General features: G+C 61.5%; 18 protein-coding genes. 10 read left to right on the top strand and 8 right to left on the bottom strand.

The features are described 5' to 3' along the window. Positions 1 to 109: 109 nt before the first annotated feature. Positions 110 to 529 carry a DUF1465 family protein gene (locus CWS72_RS00520; protein ID WP_101248600.1) on the bottom strand — a complete coding sequence of 140 codons (420 nt, stop codon included), beginning with the start codon at positions 527 to 529 and terminating at the stop codon, positions 110 to 112. A 267-nt stretch (positions 530 to 796) separates the two neighbouring features. Here CWS72_RS00520 and CWS72_RS00515 point away from each other — a divergent pair, with 267 nt between their 5' ends. Further along, the gene (locus tag CWS72_RS00515; RefSeq protein ID WP_101248599.1) at positions 797 to 1267 is read left to right on the top strand and encodes an Hsp20 family protein; all 471 of its coding nucleotides are present in this window, start codon (positions 797 to 799) and stop codon (positions 1265 to 1267) included. Between the two features lie 92 nt (positions 1268 to 1359). Here CWS72_RS00515 and CWS72_RS00510 read toward each other — a convergent pair whose 3' ends face one another. Then, a complete protein-coding gene (locus CWS72_RS00510) occupies positions 1360 to 1542 on the bottom strand; it encodes a DUF1192 domain-containing protein (protein WP_101248598.1) in 183 nt (60 codons plus the stop codon). Between the two features lie 72 nt (positions 1543 to 1614). Here CWS72_RS00510 and CWS72_RS00505 point away from each other — a divergent pair, with 72 nt between their 5' ends. Continuing rightward, the gene (locus tag CWS72_RS00505) at positions 1615 to 2610 is read left to right on the top strand and encodes an NAD(P)H-quinone oxidoreductase (RefSeq protein WP_101248597.1); all 996 of its coding nucleotides are present in this window, start codon (positions 1615 to 1617) and stop codon (positions 2608 to 2610) included. Between the two features lie 134 nt (positions 2611 to 2744). Continuing rightward, on the top strand, positions 2745 to 3314 hold the full coding sequence (locus CWS72_RS00500) for a DUF1013 domain-containing protein (protein ID WP_101248596.1): 570 nt from the start codon (positions 2745 to 2747) through the stop codon (positions 3312 to 3314). 61 nt (positions 3315 to 3375) lie between these two features. Here the strand turns inward: CWS72_RS00500 and CWS72_RS00495 are convergent, their stop codons facing one another. Next, positions 3376 to 5325: a propionyl-CoA synthetase gene (locus CWS72_RS00495; protein ID WP_274540575.1), complete on the bottom strand. Its 1950-nt coding sequence runs from the start codon at positions 5323 to 5325 to the stop codon at positions 3376 to 3378. A 170-nt stretch (positions 5326 to 5495) separates the two neighbouring features. Between CWS72_RS00495 and CWS72_RS00490 the strand changes: the two genes are divergently transcribed. Next, complete coding sequence (locus CWS72_RS00490) at positions 5496 to 5885, top strand: hypothetical protein (RefSeq protein WP_146002575.1); 390 nt, start codon at positions 5496 to 5498, stop codon at positions 5883 to 5885. Between the two features lie 115 nt (positions 5886 to 6000). On the opposite strand, the gene CWS72_RS00485 is transcribed toward CWS72_RS00490, so the two are convergent. After that, positions 6001 to 6168, bottom strand: a complete 168-nt coding sequence (locus tag CWS72_RS00485) for a YdcH family protein (RefSeq protein WP_101248594.1) — start codon at positions 6166 to 6168, stop codon at positions 6001 to 6003. Positions 6169 to 6242: 74 nt separating this feature from the next. Here CWS72_RS00485 and CWS72_RS00480 point away from each other — a divergent pair, with 74 nt between their 5' ends. Beyond that, positions 6243 to 6854: a UbiX family flavin prenyltransferase gene (locus CWS72_RS00480; protein ID WP_101248593.1), complete on the top strand. Its 612-nt coding sequence runs from the start codon at positions 6243 to 6245 to the stop codon at positions 6852 to 6854. Here the strand turns inward: CWS72_RS00480 and CWS72_RS00475 are convergent. Further along, positions 6848 to 7171, bottom strand: a complete 324-nt coding sequence (locus CWS72_RS00475) for a hypothetical protein (protein ID WP_146002574.1) — start codon at positions 7169 to 7171, stop codon at positions 6848 to 6850. The genes CWS72_RS00480 and CWS72_RS00475 overlap by 7 nt on opposite strands. Before the next feature lie 220 nt (positions 7172 to 7391). Between CWS72_RS00475 and CWS72_RS00470 the strand changes: the two genes are divergently transcribed. After that, positions 7392 to 8321 carry a DHH family phosphoesterase gene (locus CWS72_RS00470; protein ID WP_101248591.1) on the top strand — a complete coding sequence of 310 codons (930 nt, stop codon included), beginning with the start codon at positions 7392 to 7394 and terminating at the stop codon, positions 8319 to 8321. A 54-nt stretch (positions 8322 to 8375) separates the two neighbouring features. On the opposite strand, the gene CWS72_RS00465 is transcribed toward CWS72_RS00470, so the two are convergent. Continuing rightward, complete coding sequence (locus CWS72_RS00465; protein ID WP_101248590.1) at positions 8376 to 11234, bottom strand: bifunctional diguanylate cyclase/phosphodiesterase; 2859 nt, start codon at positions 11232 to 11234, stop codon at positions 8376 to 8378. 235 nt (positions 11235 to 11469) lie between these two features. Beyond that, on the bottom strand, positions 11470 to 13569 hold the full coding sequence (locus CWS72_RS00460; RefSeq protein ID WP_158240444.1) for a nitrite/sulfite reductase: 2100 nt from the start codon (positions 13567 to 13569) through the stop codon (positions 11470 to 11472). A gap of 296 nt (positions 13570 to 13865) precedes the next feature. Here CWS72_RS00460 and efeU point away from each other — a divergent pair, with 296 nt between their 5' ends. From efeU to efeO, 4 genes are read left to right on the top strand one after another with little or no spacing between them, the layout of a single operon-like run. Further along, a complete protein-coding gene (efeU, locus tag CWS72_RS00455) occupies positions 13866 to 14702 on the top strand; it encodes an iron uptake transporter permease EfeU (RefSeq protein WP_101248880.1) in 837 nt (278 codons plus the stop codon). A 15-nt stretch (positions 14703 to 14717) separates the two neighbouring features. Further along, positions 14718 to 15836 (top strand): cupredoxin domain-containing protein, encoded by a 1119-nt coding sequence (locus CWS72_RS00450; protein ID WP_101248588.1) that lies wholly within the window; start codon positions 14718 to 14720, stop codon positions 15834 to 15836. Positions 15837 to 15875: 39 nt separating this feature from the next. Then, complete coding sequence (gene efeB, locus CWS72_RS00445) at positions 15876 to 17183, top strand: iron uptake transporter deferrochelatase/peroxidase subunit (RefSeq protein ID WP_101248587.1); 1308 nt, start codon at positions 15876 to 15878, stop codon at positions 17181 to 17183. Positions 17184 to 17228: 45 nt separating this feature from the next. Then, positions 17229 to 18056: an iron uptake system protein EfeO gene (efeO, locus tag CWS72_RS00440; protein ID WP_101248586.1), complete on the top strand. Its 828-nt coding sequence runs from the start codon at positions 17229 to 17231 to the stop codon at positions 18054 to 18056. A gap of 99 nt (positions 18057 to 18155) precedes the next feature. Here the strand turns inward: efeO and CWS72_RS00435 are convergent, their stop codons facing one another. Then, complete coding sequence (locus tag CWS72_RS00435) at positions 18156 to 19274, bottom strand: glycerol dehydrogenase (RefSeq protein ID WP_101248585.1); 1119 nt, start codon at positions 19272 to 19274, stop codon at positions 18156 to 18158. Positions 19275 to 19574: the final 300 nt, after the last annotated feature.

Genomic DNA, 19574 nt, shown 5'->3' with positions numbered 1-19574 from the left:
AATCGCTCCAGAGCCTAAGGGTTTATATGATGCCTGCGCCTCCGGCTTCGGCCAAGCTCATGCGCCGCTCGGGCTTAAGGGCTTGGAGCGATAATTTCGCCCCAAACCCTCAATTGACGGCCCGTGCCAGCCCCACCCGCCCCAGCACCATTTCCTCAAGCCGCGAAACCCGTTGATAGAGATGGTAGCTGCGGTCCAGCAAACTGCGCAACCCGGCGGGCAGACTGTCATCCGTCATGCTGTCGGTATCAAGGCAGACTTCACGACCGGAAAGCCTGTTGCATTCGCGGCAGGCCTCTTCCGGACTGATCTCGCCATAAACCACCGCCCGCTGCAGCATCAGCCAGGCCATCACCTGTGTCAGGCGGGATGTCACCCGCAAAGCCTCGCAACTGAAGCGAAGATCGGGATTGCTGCGGCGTTTCGGAAATATTCTCGGCTCGACATGCGTCATGTAATTCCGAGCCTCGACGATCATATCCAAGGTTTCATCGTAGGTCCGGGTGAAGATCGCAGTTTGAGAGCCCATTCAATCGCTCCGCAGTTCCGCCACACCGAGAATCGAGCCATGCCGCCAGCTTTGTACCTGTGTCCAACAACCAGCTATTTCAACATCGCACGGGGAAATAACAACTAACAGGCGTTTATCATGGGAGACTTGACAGCCTGAACGCAAGACTTAGATCTTTAAGCGTGGCCGCCGAATTGGGGCCGCATGAAGGTTGGCGAAGCCGTATTGCACTTGTTGGATGCCGCTCCGCCGCACGTCACACATTGCTCGTTGGAGGATGTCACTATGCGCACGTTTGATTTCACCCCCCTGTTCCGCTCCACCGTCGGATTTGACCATCTGGCCCAGATGCTCGACGCCAGCTCGCGCGTCGATGAACAGGCATTCGCCTATCCCCCGTACAATATCGAAAAGCTCGGCGACGATCGCTATCGCATCACCATGGCGGTGGCCGGCTTCGCCGAAAGCGACCTGCAAATCACCACTCAGGATCACACTCTGTTGATTTCGGGCACCGCGCAAAAGGAAGAGTCCGCACCGCAATATCTACACCACGGCATTGCCGGCCGCTCCTTCGAACGACGCTTCGAATTGGCGGACCACATCCGTCCCGCCAGCGCCAGCTTGGTGAATGGACTCCTGCATGTCGACTTGTTGCGTGAGGTTCCCGAAGCGTTGAAACCCCGCAGCATCCCGATCGCGGCCGCTGTCGAAAACACGGAGCAGCCGAAGATCCTCGAGAACAAGGCCGCCTGAGCCCACCAAAGCCGGAGGCGCAGGCGTCGTATAAACCTTGGGCTCCGGGGCAATTATTTCGCCCCGGAGCCTCCGCCGCTTCCCCCGACATGTCATTTCCGGAAAAGTTGCTCGGCTCCGCTTCGAACGCTTCGCTTTGCCGCGATGGCGTCCTTCACCCGCAGGATTTCCGCTTCCAATTCGCCGATATAAACCGCCAGTTCCTCGACCGACATCGGTTCGAGATTTCGCCGTTCGGCCGGCTTCACGCGCGGCTCCAGATCGTCCGGATCCATGACTAGCTCCCTTGCCTCTCCAGGGATTAAGGTATCAGACTGATCCTCGCCTAGAAAACTGAAGAGACGAACATGAGCCTTCCCGCGAATATGCAATGTGTCGAAATCAGCACGCCCGGAGGTCCCGAGGTATTGCGGGTCGCCTCTCGCCCGGTTCCCCGCCCCGGCCCCGGCGAGGTCCTCATCCGCGTCGCGGCGGCGGGGGTCAACCGCCCCGACGTGGCGCAACGCATGGGGAAATATCCGCCTCCCCCGGGCGCACCCGACCTGCCCGGTCTGGAAATCGCCGGAACCATCGCCGCCATCGGCGCGGACGCAGGCGGGCTGTCGGTAGGACAATCGGTCTGCGCCCTGGTTTCCGGTGGCGGATATGCGGAGTTCTGTCTCGCCCAGGCCTCCCTCTGCTTTCCTTTTCCCAAGGGCTACACCGCCGTCCAGGCAGCCGCCCTGCCCGAAACGTTCTGCACCGTCTGGCACAACGTCTTCCAACGCGGCGCCCTGAAAAAAGGCGAAAGCCTTCTGGTGCATGGAGGCAGCAGCGGCATCGGAACCACGGCCATCCAACTGGCCAAGGCGTTCGGCTCCACCGTCTACACCACCGCCGGTGGCGGCGCCAAATGTCAGGCCTGTCTCGATCTCGGGGCCGACCGGGCGATCGATTATAAAAGCGAGGACTTCGTCCAAGTGATCGCCGAGGCCACCGGAGGCCGCGGTGTCGACGTCATTCTCGACATGGTGGGGGGGACGTATCTGAACCGTAATATCAAATGCTTGGCTCCCGACGGGCGCCATGTCAGCATCGCCTTCCTGGAGGGCAGCAAGGCGGAGGTGAACTTTCTTCCCGTCATGGTGAAACGCCTGGTGCTCACCGGTTCGACGCTGCGCCCCCGTTCGGTTCCCGAAAAGGCGGCGATCGCCGGCGCGCTCCGCGCCAATGTCTGGCCCTTGCTCGACCAGGGTCGCCTGGCACCGGCTATTTTCGCCACCTTTCCGCTCCATCAGGCGGAGGATGCACATAGACTTATGGAAAGTAGCGCACATATCGGCAAGATCGTGCTGGCTTTGTGAATCATTTTACCTGTATTTGACCTTCAGGTGGGTGCATGCCTATATATGGGCAGACACCCATCTTGCGCCGGTTTCGTCCGGCAAGACCGATCCAGGTCAGAATAACGTCAAGAGAAGACCTGAAAGGAGGACCTATGGCCTTGCCGCTCATGCCCAAGGCGACAGCCGTCTGGCTCGTCGAAAATAGTACGCTGTCATTCGAACAGATCGCCGCCTTCTGCGGGATGCATGCACTTGAGGTGCAAGCCATCGCGGATGGAGAAGTGGCTGTTGGAATCGTCGGCCTCGACCCCGTGGCCAATGGTCAATTGACCCGCGAGGAAATCGAACGCTGCGAAAAGGATGAAAACGCTTATCTTCGTCTTTCGAGCGTTCCCGATCTGGCGCTTCAAAAAGTCAAGGGCGCCCGCTACACGCCGGTATCCAAACGTCAGGATAAGCCGGATGCCATCGCTTGGTTGCTCAAGCATCACCCCGAATTGTCCGACGCCCAGTTGTGCAAACTGATCGGCACGACCAAGGACACCATCGCCAAGGTCAGAGATCGCAGCCACTGGAACGCAGCCAATATCAAGCCGCGCAACCCCGTGACTTTGGGATTGTGCACGGAGCCTGATCTGGAGAAGGCCGTGATCATCGCACGGCCCCGCAGCGGACAAACCGTGGCGGTGCCGCTCGACCTCTACGACCAGGCACAGGAATAGACCTGATCACCATCGATGAAAACGAGGCGCGGGAAGCTCGCTTCCCGCGCCTCGTTTTCATTCAGGCCGTTTCCTCGCGGGCCTTGGCATAGCCGATGGCGGTCAAATCCTCTTCGATTTCCTCCAGAATTCCGGGATCATCGATGGTCGCCGGCATTTTAAAGGCTTCGTGATCGGCGATCTTCTGCATGGTGCCGCGCAGGATCTTGCCCGACCGGGTCTTGGGAAGCCGTTTCACCACCGTCGCCGTCTTGAAGGCGGCGACGGGACCGATCCTTTCGCGCACCAGGGCGACCACCTCCTTCAAGATCTGATCGTGCGACTTGGTGACGCCGGCCTTCAGGACCAGGAACCCCAACGGCAATTGCCCCTTCATCGCGTCATGCACGCCGATAACGGCGCATTCGGCCACATCGGGATGGCTGGCCAGCACCTCCTCCATGGCACCTGTGGAAAGACGATGCCCCGCGACGTTGATGATGTCGTCGGTTCGGCTCATCACATAGATGTAGCCGTCTTCGTCGATATAGCCGGCATCGGCGGTCTTGTAATAGCCGGGGAATTCGTAGAGATAGCTGTCGATGAACCGCTGGTCGGCGTTCCACAGGGTCGTCAGGGTACCGGGCGGCAACGGCAATTTGACGACCAGGGCGCCCACCTTGCCCGGCTCGCAATTGTGATGTCCCTCGTCCAGAACCTGCACGTCCCAGCCCGGCGCCGCCTTGGTCGGCGAGCCGTGTTTTACCGGAAAGGCATGCAGCCCCATACAATTGGCGGCGATGGCCCAGCCCGTTTCCGTCTGCCACCAGTGATCGATCACCGGCACCCGCAAATGCCGCTCGGCCCATTGCAGGGTATCGGGATCCGAGCGTTCCCCGGCCAGGAAAAGCGTCCGGAAATGGCTGAGATCGTAATTCTTGAGCAGCAAGGCATCGGGATCGTCGCGCTTGATGGCGCGAAAGGCCGTGGGAGCGGTGAACAGGGTCTGTACCTTGTGCTCGGCGATCACCCGCCAGAAGGCGCCGGCATCGGGCGTGCCGACCGGTTTTCCCTCGAAAACCAGCGTCGTGCAGCCATGCAGCAAGGGGGCATAGACGATATAGCTGTGCCCCACCACCCAACCGACGTCCGAGGCGGCCCAATAGACCTCGCCCGGCTTGACGTCATAGATGTTGGACATGGTCCATTTCAACGCCACCATATGGCCGCCGTTGTCGCGCACCACTCCTTTCGGCTGCCCGGTGGTCCCCGAGGTATAAAGGATATAGAGCGGATCGGTCGCCGCGACCGGCACGCAGTCGTGCGGCGTCGCCTTGGCTTCCGCCTCCTCCCAATCGAGATCGCGGCCCGGGGTCAAGGATGCCTCGACCTGCGGACGCTGCAGGATGACGGTATGATCGGGCTTGTGCTCCGCCAGTTCGATCGCATGATCGAGCAACGGCTTATAGGCGATGACTTTCTGCCCTTCGATGCCGCATGAGGCGGAAACGATGACCTTCGGCCGGGCGTCGTTGATCCTGGTCGCCAATTCGTTCGCGGCGAAGCCTCCGAACACCACCGAATGGACGGCCCCCAGCCGGGCCGTCGCCAGCATGGCCACCAGGGCCTCCGGCACCATCGGCATATAGACGATCACCCGATCGCCCTTCCCCACGCCCAGCCCCGCCAGAACCCCGGCGAAACGCGCCGTGCGGTCCCGCAATTGCCGATAGCTGAGCCGACGCACCGTATGGGTCATAGGACTGTCGTAAATGATGGCGGCCTGATCGCCGCGACCGTTTTCGACATGACGATCGACCGCATTGTAGCAGGTGTTGACAATACCTCCCGAGAACCAGCGGTAGAACGGCGCATTGCTGTCGTCCAAGACCCTGTCCCAGGTCTTGTACCAGGAAATCTCCCGGGCGGCCTCAGCCCAGAATTCAGCGGGATTTTCGATCGATCGCCGATAGGCCAGGTCGTAGGCGTTGGTCATGTTCTTTCCATCCGCATCTATATTGGACAATTTCATGTCGTTCTTATGCCGTAAAACTTTGCAAGAATTTTACCTCTTTGGCTAGGCGGCATATGCCGACCTCGCCATCGGGGATAGATCCCAAGGGACTGGCGGACGGACATGCGGTATGTTATTTTCCTTTTTGGAAACTTTTGGCTACAATTTCGATGCAAGAGGACCTTTCCATGAGGACATTCATCACCGCCCTCGGCATGACCACGCTGCTGCTGACGGCCCCCTGCCTGGCCGCGTCTTCGGTCAAGACCACCGATGCGGCGAGCACCGCCCCCGTAACCCAGGCTGCTCCGGCGAAAGAGGACGGCCGCGATCAGATCAAGGCGAAATTCAAGGAACAGAGGGAGAAGCTCAAGCTGACCCAGAAGGATCAGAGCGAAAAGCTGAAGGCCGACATCAAGGAACAACGGGACAAACTGAAGGCCGAGCAAAAGCAGCAACGGGACAAACTGAAGATCGCCGAACGCGAACAGTTGCGGAAATTCGCCGACCAGCAGGCCGACGCCGAAGACACCGCCACCGCCCCCCGAAGCAAGAAGGCCACCTCGGCGCTGCGCTGAACCGACGGGGAACAGTCTGGACATTAAAAAAGCGGCCATCAGCCGCTTGGATCAAGACTTTGTCCGGCACCACCGGTTTCCCGATCTCCCCGGGAAACCGGCTGCCGAAGACCGATCAGTGTGGGGCGATACGCTCCAGTTCATCCTTGATCTTCAGCTTTTTTCGTTTGAGCTCCGCGATCGCAACTTCATCCGGCGCCGGACGCCGCGCCTCGTCATCGAGCGCTGCATCCAAAGCCGCATGCTTTGCTTTGAGGGACTGGACACGATCGAGAAGGCTCATCACTATCCTCCCATAACATGGATACCCGACTATGATATTAAGCTTGGGCTAGATCGATTGTCAGCAGATAAAAAATGAACATCCCCCCCCTGCTCGTCGGTATCAGCGGCGCGTCCGGCGTCATTTACGGCATCCGCATGCTCGAAGCCCTGCGCGCCCTCGGCATCCCCAGCCACCTAGTGATGAGCCGCTCGGCCGAGGTCACCCTCGCCCTCGAAACGACGCTTAAATTGGCGGATGTCCATGCCCTGGCCGACAGCGTTTTCAATCCGGCCGATATCGCCGCGGCGCCGTCGTCAGGCTCGGCGCGCTACCGGGGAATGGTCATCGCCCCCTGCTCGATCCGTTCGATGTCGGAAATCGCCACGGGCGTCACCTCAAGCCTCCTGACACGGGCGGCCGACGTCACTTTGAAGGAGCGCCGGCGCCTGATCCTCATGGTCAGGGAGACGCCCCTCCATACGGGACATCTGCGGACAATGACCGCGCTTTCCGAAATGGGCGCGATCATCGCCCCCCCCGTCCCGGCCTTCTACGCAGCTCCCGTCAGCATCGACGATATGGTCGATCACACGGTCGGCCGCATCCTCGATCTTTTCGACCTCGACACCGGCCGGGTGAAGCGCTGGGGCCAGACGGGACAAGCGGCTCGAAAGCGTCCCCGGCGCGAAGACGGCGGTCAGTAGCCGGGATAGTAGCCGGGCGCATAATAGACGGCACGCGGCTGGGCGTAATAGGGCTGGGCGTAGACGACGGTCGGCGGCGGCGCATAGACCACCTGCGGCGGCGGCGCATAAGCCGGAGCCACATAGACCTGCTGGGGCGGAGGAGCGGAGGACGCCGCCAAGGCGGCGACCGAGCCGATCACCGCGGCTCCCAGCAATCCCAGACCGATCGCATCGCCCCGCCCATGATCATGGGCCTGGGCCGGTACGTAAGGAACGGCGACCAACATCGCGGTAGCCACCAAACCCGCAATCGTTTTGCCCTGCATCTTTACCATGATGACCTCGCGGCCCCTTTTGGGCCGATCCAATATTGGGCGAAACAAGATGCCCGCCCCATGAAGGAAGACGTTATCGGGTAATGGTGACGGAAATATGGCCGGTTGCCGGCTCAATCAAGGCAAGTGTTGGCATGAACGCCTGAGGTGGGTTAGATTTAACATAAGGAAACCTTAGAGATATAAATGTGACCGTCGGACGGCGGCAGGGGGAACGACAATGTCGAGCGCTAAATTCAGACTGGTGACCCGTAGCGACTTCGACGGCCTGGTTTGCGCCGTACTGTTGAAACATCTCGATCTCATCGAAGACATCAAATTCGTTCATCCCAAGGATATGCAGGACGGTCTGGTCGCCATCGGACCCAACGACATCACGACCAATCTGCCCTACGTCGATGGCGTCTATCAGGCCTTCGACCATCATCTATCGGAGACCTTGCGGGTCGGACCGGAGGCCAACCACATCATCGACCCCGATGCCCCTTCGGCCGCCCATGTCGTCTGCAAACATTTCGGAGGGCGCTCCCGCTTCCCGGCGAACTGGAAGGCTATGCTGGACGCCGTCGATCGGGGCGATTCGGCGCAATACCGCGTCGACGATATTCTGGAACCGAAAGACTGGACGCTGCTGAATTTCATCATGGACGCGCGCACCGGTCTGGGTCGCTTCCGCGATTTCCGGGTATCCAATTACGAACTGATGATGAATCTCATCGATTATTGCACCCGGCACAGTATCGATGAGATCCTGGCCCTTCCGGACGTGCGCGAACGGACGGATCTTTACTTCGCCCATCAGGAACGTTTCGAGGAACAGATTACACGCTGCGCGACGGTCCGGAACAATCTGGTGGTGCTCGATCTCCGCGACGAGGAAACCATCTACGCCGGCAACCGTTTCGTCATTTACGCCCTGTTTCCCGCCTGCAACATCTCGATCCACGTCATGTGGGGCGTGAAGAAGGCCAACACGGTGTTCGCCATCGGCAAATCGATCGTCAACCGGACATCCAACACCAACATCGGCGCGCTGTGCCTACAATACGGCGGCGGCGGCCACGCCAACGCGGGAACCTGCCAAGTGGCCAATGAACGGGCGGCGGAGGTGCTGGCGGATCTGATCGCCCGCATCACCGCCGACGGTTGAGCCGAAACGGCGATTAAGGGCCTGGTGATCGGTTATGATCACCGAGATTTGGTATCAGTGCACGAGAGACAAACCATCGCTCAAGGATGACATCCGGGACCGCTGCCGGACATGGACGAGGAATTCCTCGGCCGGCATCGGGCGGCCGAACAGAAAGCCTTGCGCCTGGTCACATCCTTCGTCGTGCAGAAACCGCCACTGGCCCGGCTCTTCGACCCCTTCGGCGATCACACTCAATCCCAGGGATTTTCCCAGCACGATAATGGTTTTGGCGATGGTGGCGTCATTGGCGTCGACCAGGATGTCGCGCACGAAGGACCGGTCGATCTTGATCTGGCTGAGCGGCAGGCGCTTCAGATAGGCAAGCGACGAATATCCAGTGCCGAAATCATCAAGGGACAAGGAAACACCCAGATTTTCCAGGGCGCGCATCTTTTGAACGGCGTCGTCCATTTCCTGAAGCAGAAGGCTCTCGGTCAGTTCCAGTTTCAAAAGACGCGGATCGATTTTCGAACGGGCCAGGGCCCCCTCGACTTCGCCGATGAAACCGGGATGGCGAAACTGGCGGGCGCTGACATTGATCGCCAGCGCCAGGTGACTCGTCACCGGGTCGCGGCTCCAGGCCGCCAATTGATCGCAAGCCATGGCGATAACCCTGGTTCCCAAGGCCAGGATAAGGCCGCTGGCCTCGGCCAGGGGAATGAACTCATCGGGCTGAACGATGCCCTTGACGGGATGGCGCCATCGCAACAACCCTTCGGCCCCGATCAAGCCGCCACGCCGATCGACCTGAGGCTGGTAATGAAGAACCAGCGACTCCTTGTTCTCCAAGGCGGCGCGCAGATCGCTTTCCAACGCCGACTGGGCGGCCAGGCCGGCTTGCATTTTCGGATCGAAGAACCGGCGGGTATTCCGTCCCCCCGCCTTGGCCTGATACATGGCGAGATCGGCTTGACGCAGCAGATCGTCGTTGGTGACGTCCTTGTCGTGGAACAGGGTGACGCCCAGGCTCACCGTGCTGAAATGCAGATGATTTTCCAGTTGGTACGGTTCAGCCAGATGCTCCAGAACCTTCTCGACGATGCCATCGGCCCGCAGCGCCGCCTCCTCGACGTCGCCGCTCAAGTCCTCCAGTACGATGACGAACTCGTCGCCGCCGAACCGGGCCACGGTATCCGTGTCCCTTACGCAAGCCTTGAGGCGCCCGGCGATCTCCGCCAGCAGCAGATCGCCCATCCGGTGCCCCAAGGTGTCATTGAGGATCTTGAAATTATCGACGTCGAAGAAGGCCACCGCACCATGGGTTCCGTTGCGGCTGACCAGCGCCTTGGCCTGCGTGAGGCGTTCCAACAGAAGGCGACGGTTGGGCAGATGGGTCAGACTATCGTAGAAAGCGAGTTGCTGGATCTTGGCTTCCGCCGTCTTGCGTTCGGTGATATCGCGGGCAGCGGCATAAAGATAGCGCATGCCGTCGACATGCACCCCACGGCAGGAAATCTCGACATCGAAGACGGTTCCGTCACGTCGACGGAATTTGGCCTCGAAAATTCGCCCTTCCTGCTCTTCCACCTGAAAGCGCAGCGACGCCAGAGTGGTGTCCGGATGAAAGTCGACATACCAGTCACCGACCGCCATCCCCTCCATTTCGTGGGCCTCGTAGCCCAGCATCCGCAGGAAGGAATCGCTGGTCTCCAGCAGATTGCCGTGCTCATCGAGAGTATGGATACCGTCGCTGGCGGTCTTCAGCAAAGCCTGAAAACGCCCGGCCGACTGAATCACCTGCGCCTGGGAAAGGCGCAATTCCTCGACCAGGCGCGCCAGCATGGCCTCGGTCGTCTTGCTCTCGCTCAACTCGGCGCAGACCTGAATCTCGCGAGAACGCGCGTTGCCGAGGGCGGCACCCATTTCGTCGAGTTCCCGGATAAGCGTCGCGGGCAATCGCCGCTCCTCGCCAGCGTCCAGCGTCGTCGAGGCGACGGCCAGATCGGAGACCTGTCGCGCCAGATGACGCGCCAGCCACAGGGAGGCGGCCATACCCACCATGACCAGCAGCGCTCCTCCGATCCCCATCGCCCACAACGATTGCATGAGACCGGCGTTCAGCAACGCGACGGGAGCCCCGATAACCACCGCCCAGTCCGCCTCCGGGATACGTTGCACCAGGGTTTTAACCTGCGTTCCTTCATGGGTAACGCTGTCGAAAACCCCTTCCCGGCGGGAGGCGATGGCCTCGAAGATGTCATCGCGGCTCCTCTCTCCAACGAATTGTTCGGCCTCATGATTGCGGGCGATGATGACACCGCTTTGACTGATCAACGCCACCGTCCAACCCGGCGGAACCGCCTGATCGCGAAGCGCCTGGCTGAAAATGTCGACGAGAACGCTCATTCTGAGGCAATAGACGACCCGCCCTTCGCGCGAGACGGGCACATTGATGGAAATAGTCGGCTCAGCCACGACCACGCCCGTATAAAGATCGGACACGACCGGCAAGCCGGTCGAAAACACCCTCCGCACCACCTCACCTTGACTGGCTGGCGGAATAGCCGATCCCAAAGGCACGGCCGTATTGAAAATCTGCCGGCCTTCGGCATCGATAAGGGTGATCAGCCGCGCCTCCGGCGCCACCTTGAGCAGACGCGTCGCCTGCCGATAAAGCGCCGGGACGTCGCCTTGCAGGGCAGCATCGGACAGGGCCAGCCCCCGGGTCATCGCCGACATCGCGGCCAAGCGCTGTTCGACCGCCACAGCGGCCGCCACGGCCCGATGGGACAAACGGGATATCTGGACGTTCTGCTGCGAGACCCCCAGGCGGTAAATGGTGAACCCGGAAAAAAGGACGATGGGAATGGCCGAGAACAGGGAAAGGAGAATCAACCAGGCATTAATGCCCAGCCGTAGCCGACGCCTCATGCCTTGGCCCCCTTTTCGCCACCCCCGACCAGACGCACTCTAACACGGAGGGTGGCATCGCGCCTAAATCTATCACCTTAAACGCGAACAACTTCAATGCAAAACGCGTCATGCAGGGAAGCGGGGATCCGCCTCAATCTCACCCGATCTCCCTGATCAAGGGCCTATGGATTCGATAATTTATCAACAGGACCTAAGGATCTTATGCCCATCGTGGCGAATCGATGGGGGACCGCTATCCTGCCGACCGGGCCCTGTCCTGGGAGGACTCCGCGGGAAAGCGCAGAGAATTGTCCATCGACTGGTAAAGACTTTCGACGGCGGACAGCAGTTCCGACACCACGGACGTCAAGCGCAGGAGCGCCGCTTCGTCCCGGCGCTCCGCCGCATTCACCACTTCTCCGAAACGGGGGGAGATCAGGTCCGATTGCAGAAAATGCTGGCGGAACGCCTCGAAAACCGAGGCATCGGACGGCGTTTGCACGCCCCTCGTGATCAGAAGGGCGCGGGACGCCAAAAAAGCCAGTCGCTGGAGACGCGCGCCCTCGGTCAAATCGCCGCCGCTTTCGCCATCCCGCAGACGCGCCGCCGCCTTCAGGTCCAGTTCGATCAGGTCGAACAATCCGGCAGCGCATTCGCCACTGCCCCGCCCCGCCAACGAAAACGGCTCGCTGGCGCCCCAGTCGACGTAATAACTGCGGTCGTCGCGGAAATCGGGGATCTCCCGGTAGCGTTCGGCGATGGTGCGCATGTCTCCCTCCCCGCCATTGTCGATATAATCGGCAAAGGACGCATGTGCTGCTTTCCTCTCGATCCAAAGCGCCATGACGTCGCGGGCGAACGATGGGACATCATGCGCGCTGACGCGGGCGACTTGCCGGGCGAAGCGCGCCTGACCATCGGCCAGACGGGCCCCGGCGACCACCGCATAGGCGGGATACATGCGCTGCCCCTTGCTGCCGGCGTTCCCGAAAAAGCCCAGATCCGCCAGCAGATGCTGACCGCAGGTATTGGGGCAACCGGACACATGCAGACGGAAATCGGGAACCGTGTCGAGCGGTAAATCCGACTTTCCCAGGGTGTCGAGCGTCGCCGTCAGCGCCCCCTTGGAAAGGCAGATGCCCAACTGGCAGGTATCGGCGCCGGTGCAGGACACGGCATTGGCCAGCATGGCCGGCGCCCGCGACAGTCCGCCGATGCCGGAAAGCACGGACCAGACATTGCCCAGATAGGCTTCCGGAATATTACGCAGGCGCAGGTTCTGCCCAAAGGTGGCGCGAATTGTCTGCGGGCCGAACGGCTCCAGAAAATCGGCCAGACGCAGCGCGTCCTCGTTTCTCACATTGCCCAGGAAAAGCGGAACGAGAACGGAGTACAGCCCGGCCTGCCGCTGCGCCGAGACGAAACGGTTCTTCCATTCGACGAAATCCGAGGAACCGACGGAAAGCGGCGCGATGTCCGGCGCCAATCCTTCAACGGAAAAATCCTCGACGAGCAGCGGTGGACGTCCTTCCGTGCGCAGCGCTTCCAACTCCGCCGCATAGAGATCACGGAAACCGGCCTCGCCTGCGGAATTCCACAGAAAGCGCAGACGCGCGGCGTTGCGTTTCTTCCGGTTTCCATGCTTGTCGAACAGCCGTTTCACCGCCTCGGCGATCAGATAGACGTCAGAAGCGGGAACGAAATCATGCAGCAGATGACCGACTTCCGGTTTGCCGCCCATGCCCCCCGCCACATAAACCCGGAAACCGGACACGCCATCGCGGATACGGGCGATGAACCCGATATCGTTGAATTGGGCGAGGCCGGTGTCGGCCGGTGAGTTTGAAAAAGCGATCTTCAACTTCCGGGGCAGCAACCAGGAATCTCCTTCCGAGATCAGGCGGCTGGTCAGGGCGAAGGCATGGGGGCTCGGATCGAAGACCTCGTCCAAACCGATGCCGGCCTCGGGCGAAACCATGATATTGCGTACCGTATTGCCGCCACCACCACGGCTGGCCAGGCCGACGGCCAGCAACTCGCGCATGACGGTGGTGACGTCTTCGAGGGACAGGTCGTGGATCTGGAATTCCTGCCGGGTCGTGACATGCAGGGACGACGCGCCGTAGCGTGCCGAAATCCGCGCGATGGTTCCCAGTTGATGGGGTGAGAGCGCGCCGCCCGTGGTGCGGATGCGGACCATGAAGGTCCCATCCCGGCGCTGCTCGTAACAGCCGAAAGGCACCCGGTGAGCCTTGAGGGCCGCCGCATCGAGCCTCCCCTGCCGGAAGTCCGCGATATATCCGTCCAATTCGGCCAGTTCGGCGGACAGATTGGATGGGATCTCATAGAACATCGAAGAACTCCTCGGGTGGTCGCTTCGGCCGGCCCGCGCCGGCGCCATATCCGCATGGGATGTGAGGATTAGTAGCGCCGATCAGCGGGAACGATCAAGCCACAACCACACATGCAATGCACTAAATCATCAAAATTATACATTAATTTTTTGTTAAATATGCCTCGCGCACTTGCGAATGCAAATGATTATTATTTGTAATGCGCCGGGGCCGTGATAGAGTCCGCCTTGTCGTCAAGGCCGATCCCTTCGGGATGGCAGGCGGCTGGTCTTCACTGCGGAATGGGCGAAAAAAGGTGCTGGTACCATTTTTGATCATGCTGCGGGAGGGGTTGGAAGCCGCTCTCATCGTCGGAATCGTCGCAAGCTATCTGAAACAGACGGGACGGACTCAATGGCTGCCCGCCATCTGGTCGGGCATCGGCCTGGCCTGCCTCCTCTGCCTGGGGATCGGCCTGGGGCTGGATCTCATCAGCGCGGAATTTCCGCAAAAACAGCAGGAAATGTTCGAGGCCGCCGTCGGACTGATCGCCGTAGGCATCCTGACGTCGATGGTTTTCTGGATGAAGAAGGCCGGACATTCGGTCAAATCCCAGCTTCACGGCGCCATTGACGAGGCATTGCGCCCCGGCGCCCGCCAGGGCGCCGCCCTGGTCGGCATGGTGTTCTTCGCCGTCGCCCGCGAAGGGCTGGAGGCGGTGTTCTTCCTGTTGGCCGTCTTCCAGCAAAGCAGCGGTTCCGGCCCCGTCATCGGCGCGGCCGCCGGCCTTCTGGCCGCCGCCGCCACCGGCTATGGCCTTTATTACGGCGGCATGCGGCTCAATCTCAGGCTGTTCTTCCGCATCACCGGTCTTTTCATCCTGGTGGTGGCCGCCGGCCTGCTGTCCGGATCCGTGCGCGCCCTGCATGAGGCCGGCCTGTGGAACGGCCTTCAGGCCACCGCCTTCGACCTGAGCGCCGTCCTGCCCAACGATAGCGCCATCGGCTCGGTGCTGACCGGACTGTTCGGCTATCAGGACACGCCCAGCGTCGGCGAGGTGTCAGCCTATATCCTGTTTCTCGCCTTGAGCCTCCCCCTCTTCCTGTCCGACGCCCGACGCCCCCTGATCGCCCGGCCCCGATCCGGCACCTGACAAGAAGGCCTTTCCATGCCATTCACACGCTCACAACGACGCTGGGGGGCCGGGATCTCCGTGTTCATCCTGGCCGCCGCCGGAATGATCGGCGCCTATACGGTGGAGAAATCCCGCCGCCTCCAACTCAAGGCGTCGGCTGAAACCGCCTCCCCCGTCAAGCCTGCCGCCGCCCGCGAGATCACCGTCACGGTGACCGCCAAGACCTGCGAGCCGGCACATCTGACGGCGCCCGCCGGAAAGATCGCCTTCCGCATCGTCAATCAAAGCCAGCGCGTGCTGGAATGGGAAATCCTGAAGGGCGTGATGGTGGTCGATGAACGGGAGAACATCGCGCCCGGCTTCGCCCAGACACTGACCACCACGCTGCAGGCCGGCGACTATGAGATCACCTGCGGATTGCTGGGCAATCCTCGCGGCACATTGACCGTGACGGCGGATGGCGCAGCCGGTGCCGGCCGTCCCGTCAAGCCGACGCCGGTCGAACTGATCGGACCGACGGTCGAATACAAGGTTTTCATCTCGCTGGAAGCGGACGATCTGATCGACGCCCTGCGGGACCTGGCCGATGCCGCGAAAACCGGCGATCTGACGGCCGCCCGATCCGCTTATGCCCAGGCGAGAAGTCACTACCTGCGCATCGCGACGACGGCGGGCCTCTTCGATGATCTGGACAAGACGATCACCGAGGACCTTCTCCAGGCCGGCAAGACGCTCTTCCCGCAACATGTCCCGCAAGGGCTGCCCCCCGCCGCCGACAGGCTGGCGGCCGATGCCGCCGCCCTGCAGACGCGGCTGCGGGATCTGTCCGTTCCCCCCGGCAAGATGGTGGCGGGCGCCGCCGCCCAAGTCCGGGCGATCGGAGACGGCAAGGACGGCCTCAATGCGCAAGAGCCGCCCGACCTCCGCGCCCGGCTGGATGGCGTCCGCAAGATCGTCGCCCTCTTGCGCCCCTTGAGCGAAAGAACCGACCCGGCATTGAGCGGACGGATCGACGCGACGGTGACGGCCCTCCAGGAAGCCCTGATCCGGCCGCACGGCGGCACGCCGGCGGCGAATGATGCCTTGCGCCGGCAAATCGGAGAGCTGGCGGACGATCTGACCAAACTGGGGAGCGCCTTGGGCCTGAGTTGAGCGAGCCCCATTCACTTGAGAAACAAGGAGTTTTGAACCATGAACCACCCTACCGCCACCGATCATCCAGTTTCGGATGACCTGCCGGCGCAACCGGGCCGGCGCAATTTGCTGATGGGTCTCGGGCTGATGGGCGGCGGCGCCGCCCTCGGCGCCCTGACCTCCGCCGGCGCGGCCCTGGCGGAAAGCGCCGCGCCGGACTCCTCTCCGGCTTCGGCCTCGTCTCCGTCGACATCATCAATTCCGTTCCATGGCGTGCATCAGGCCGGAATCGTCAACCCGGCGCCCAGCGCCGGCGCCCTGGCCGCCTTCGACGTTCTGGCCCGCGACGCGGCCGAACTGCGGCAGTTGATGCAAGGACTCACCCAGCGCATCGCGTTCCTCACGCAGGGCGGGCAGGCCCCCAGCCGCGACGCGAAATTTCCCCCGCTGGATTCCGGATTGCTGGGCCCGACCATCGCCCCGGACAATCTGACCGTCACCGTGGCGGTGGGCGCCTCGCTGTTCGATAACCGCTTCGGCCTGGCCTCCGTCAAGCCGAAGCGCCTGGACCGCATGCGGGGCTTTCCCAACGACGCCCTGGTTCCCGGCCTGTGCCATGGCGATCTGCTGCTGCAATTCTGCGCCGATTCGCCGGAAACCAACATTCACGCCCTCAGGGATATCGTGAAGCATTTCCCCGGCCAATTGGCCATCCGCTGGCGAATGGACGGGTTTCTGCCCCACAAGCCCCCGGGGGACGACGGCGCCGGACGCAATCTGCTGGGCTTCAAGGACGGCACCGGAAATCCCGACACCAAGGACAAGGATCTGATGGACCGGGTGATCTGGGTGCAACCCGACTCGGACGAACCCGCCTGGGCCGCCGGCGGCAGCTACCAGGTGGTCCGCATCGTCCGGCATTTTCTGGAACGCTGGGACAGAACCCCTCTGCAGGAACAGCAGACCATTTTCGGCCGCGAGCGCACAAGCGGCGCGCCTTTGGGCAAAGCCCGCGAATTCGATGATCCCGACTATGCCGCCGATCCCGAGGGAAAGCGCATTCCCATGACATCGCACATGCGCCTTGCCAATCCGCGCACGCCGGAAAGCCAGGCCAATCTGCTGCTGCGCCGGGCCTTCAACTATTCCCGCGAAATCACCAAGGCGGGCCAGCTCGACATGGGCCTGCTGTTCATCTGCTTCCAGGCGGACCTGGAGAAGGGTTTCATCACCGTGCAGAACCGGCTGAACGGGGAACCCCTGGAGGAATATATCAAGCCCATCGGCGGCGGTTATTTCTTCGCCCTGCCCGGTGTTCCCGACAACGGCGTCTTTCTGGGCCAGGGCATGCTGGAAGCGATTTAAACGGAAACCGGCTTTTTTCTTCCATTCATTCGAGAGGACCTTTCCATGAAGTCATTTGTCGCGCTTTGCGTCGGGTTGTCCGGTTTGTGCGCCGCCACGGCGATGGCCGCCGAATCGCCGGTCGCCCCGATGGACCTGGTACAGCCCCTCGCCGATTACAAAGTCTATGTCAGCGCCGAGGTGAAGAAGCTGGTCGCCGAGACCAGGAAATTCACCGCGGCGGTGAAAGCGGGCGATTTGAAGACGGCACAGGCGCTTTACTCCCCCACCCGCGCCCACTACGAACGCGTCGAACCGGTGGCTGAACTGTTCGACGATCTGGACAAATCCATCGATTCGCGCGCCGACGATCATGAGGGGAAGGAGGAAGACCCCGACTTCAAGGGCTTCCACCGTATCGAGTACGGCCTGTTCGCCAAGAAATCCACCGCCGGTCTGGCGCCCTTCGCCGACAAGCTGAACGCCGACGTCGCTGAATTGCAGGGTCGCCTGAAGGAACTGGCCTTCCCGCCGGAAAAGGTGGTGGGCGGCGCCGCCGCCCTGATCGAGGAAGTGGCCTCGACCAAGATCTCCGGCGAGGAGGACCGCTACAGCGGCACCGATCTATCCGACTTCCGCGCCAATGTCGACGGTGCCCAGAAGATCGTCGCCCTGTTGCACCCGTTGACCGTCAAGGCCGACAAACCCTTGAGCGACAAGATCGACGCCAATCTGGCGGCGGTCGACAAGGTTCTCGGCAAATACGCGCTGAAGGACGGCGGGTTCCAGTCCTACGACAAACTGAACCCCGCCGACCGCGCCGCCCTGCAAGGCCCGATCACCACCCTGGCGGAGGATCTCTCCAAGCTGCGCGGGACCTTCGGCCTCGATTGAGGCCGGGGCGAATCGCGCCGGGAACCGTTGACGTCATCCGGGGTTCGGCCAGATGACGTCAACGAACAGGGAAGCGGCACGCAAGGCTTCAATGCGCGCTTAAGCCGCCAGCGGCCTCCCCGCCGGAATCCGCCGGGCAAGCCGCGCCCGACCCTCCGCATCCGCCGACTTCAGGGCCGCGACCACCAGCTCCGCCGAGACCTCGCAAGGAACATTGTGTATCGTCTCGCCGTCGGCGCATGCCGCCTTGCCGACCAGCAGCAATTGCTCGTCGGTGACCTTCCCAAGTCCGATCTGTGCGAGAGTGATCGGCAAACCGACGGCCTCGCAGAAATCGAATACCTGGGTGATGACGGCCGGCGCGCGATCGGTGAGGAACAACAACGCCAGCGTTCCGATGGCCACCTTCTCACCGTGCCAATAGGCATGCGTTTCTTCCAACACGGTCAGGCCATTGTGGATGGCGTGCGCGCCGGACAGGCCGCCGCTTTCGAAGCCCAACCCGCTGAGTAGCGTATTGGTTTCCACGATATGCTCCAGGGCCGGCGTCACCACGCCTTGTTCCGCCGCCCGTTTGGCCACCACGCCATAACGCAGCAAGGTGTCGTAGCAAAGACGGGCGAGCCCATAGGCGGTGACCGAGCCGGGGCGGCCGGTCATATTGGCGGCCTGCCTGATTTGGCAATCCTCGGCCTCGAACCAGGTGGAAAGCGCATCCCCCATCCCGGAGACCAGAAAACGCACGGGCGCCCGCGCGATGAGCGCCGTGTCCACCAGAACCACATCCGGATTACGCGGCAGTACGAGATAACGCGAGAAAGCGCCTTGCTGCGTGTAGATGACGGCAAGGGCGCTGCAAGGCGCGTCGGTCGAGGCAATCGTCGGCACGATCACCACCGGCAACCCCAATCCATGCGCGATGGCCTTGGCGGTATCGACGCACTTTCCTCCCCCCACGCCGACGATAACCTGGCAATGCTCCGTCTTGGCGCACGCCGAGCCTCGCTCGATTTCAAGATCGCAACACTCGCCGCCAAAGCGCTCGATGGCGAAGCTGGCTTCCGAGGCGCTCCGCAGATAGTCGGTCACGACGGAAAGAGACGAACCACTCACAATCGCCAGGGCTCTGGAACCCAAACGACCAACTTCCTGCGCAAGAAACTTGAGAGCACCGGCACCTTGGACATAACGGCCGGGAAATATGGAAGTGGTAATCATTTGACCGTCCTCCTTCAAAGGGACGGGTGTCGAGTCTATCGAGCACTGATTGATCGTCAATTTTTATTTTCAACTTTTAGAATAAAGAGCATCATTAATATCCCGTGAAAATAACCGCGGCCCACGGATGTTTTCGGCACTCCGCCGGAGAGCACGCTCCATTCGAGGGGATCTTTTGCGAGATGAGGCGCCATAAATCACAGTCCCCAAATGGGGATTTGGCTTGCCCATCAGGCACCTTACGGTGATTGACAACATAGAAATCTCCATTGCGGCGTTCGCTCCGGGCGACTGAATGCT

Source organism: Telmatospirillum siberiense (genome assembly GCF_002845745.1).
Classification (GTDB): Bacteria; Pseudomonadota; Alphaproteobacteria; order Rhodospirillales; family Magnetospirillaceae; genus Telmatospirillum; species Telmatospirillum siberiense.
This window is presented reverse-complemented; position numbering and strand designations above follow the sequence as displayed.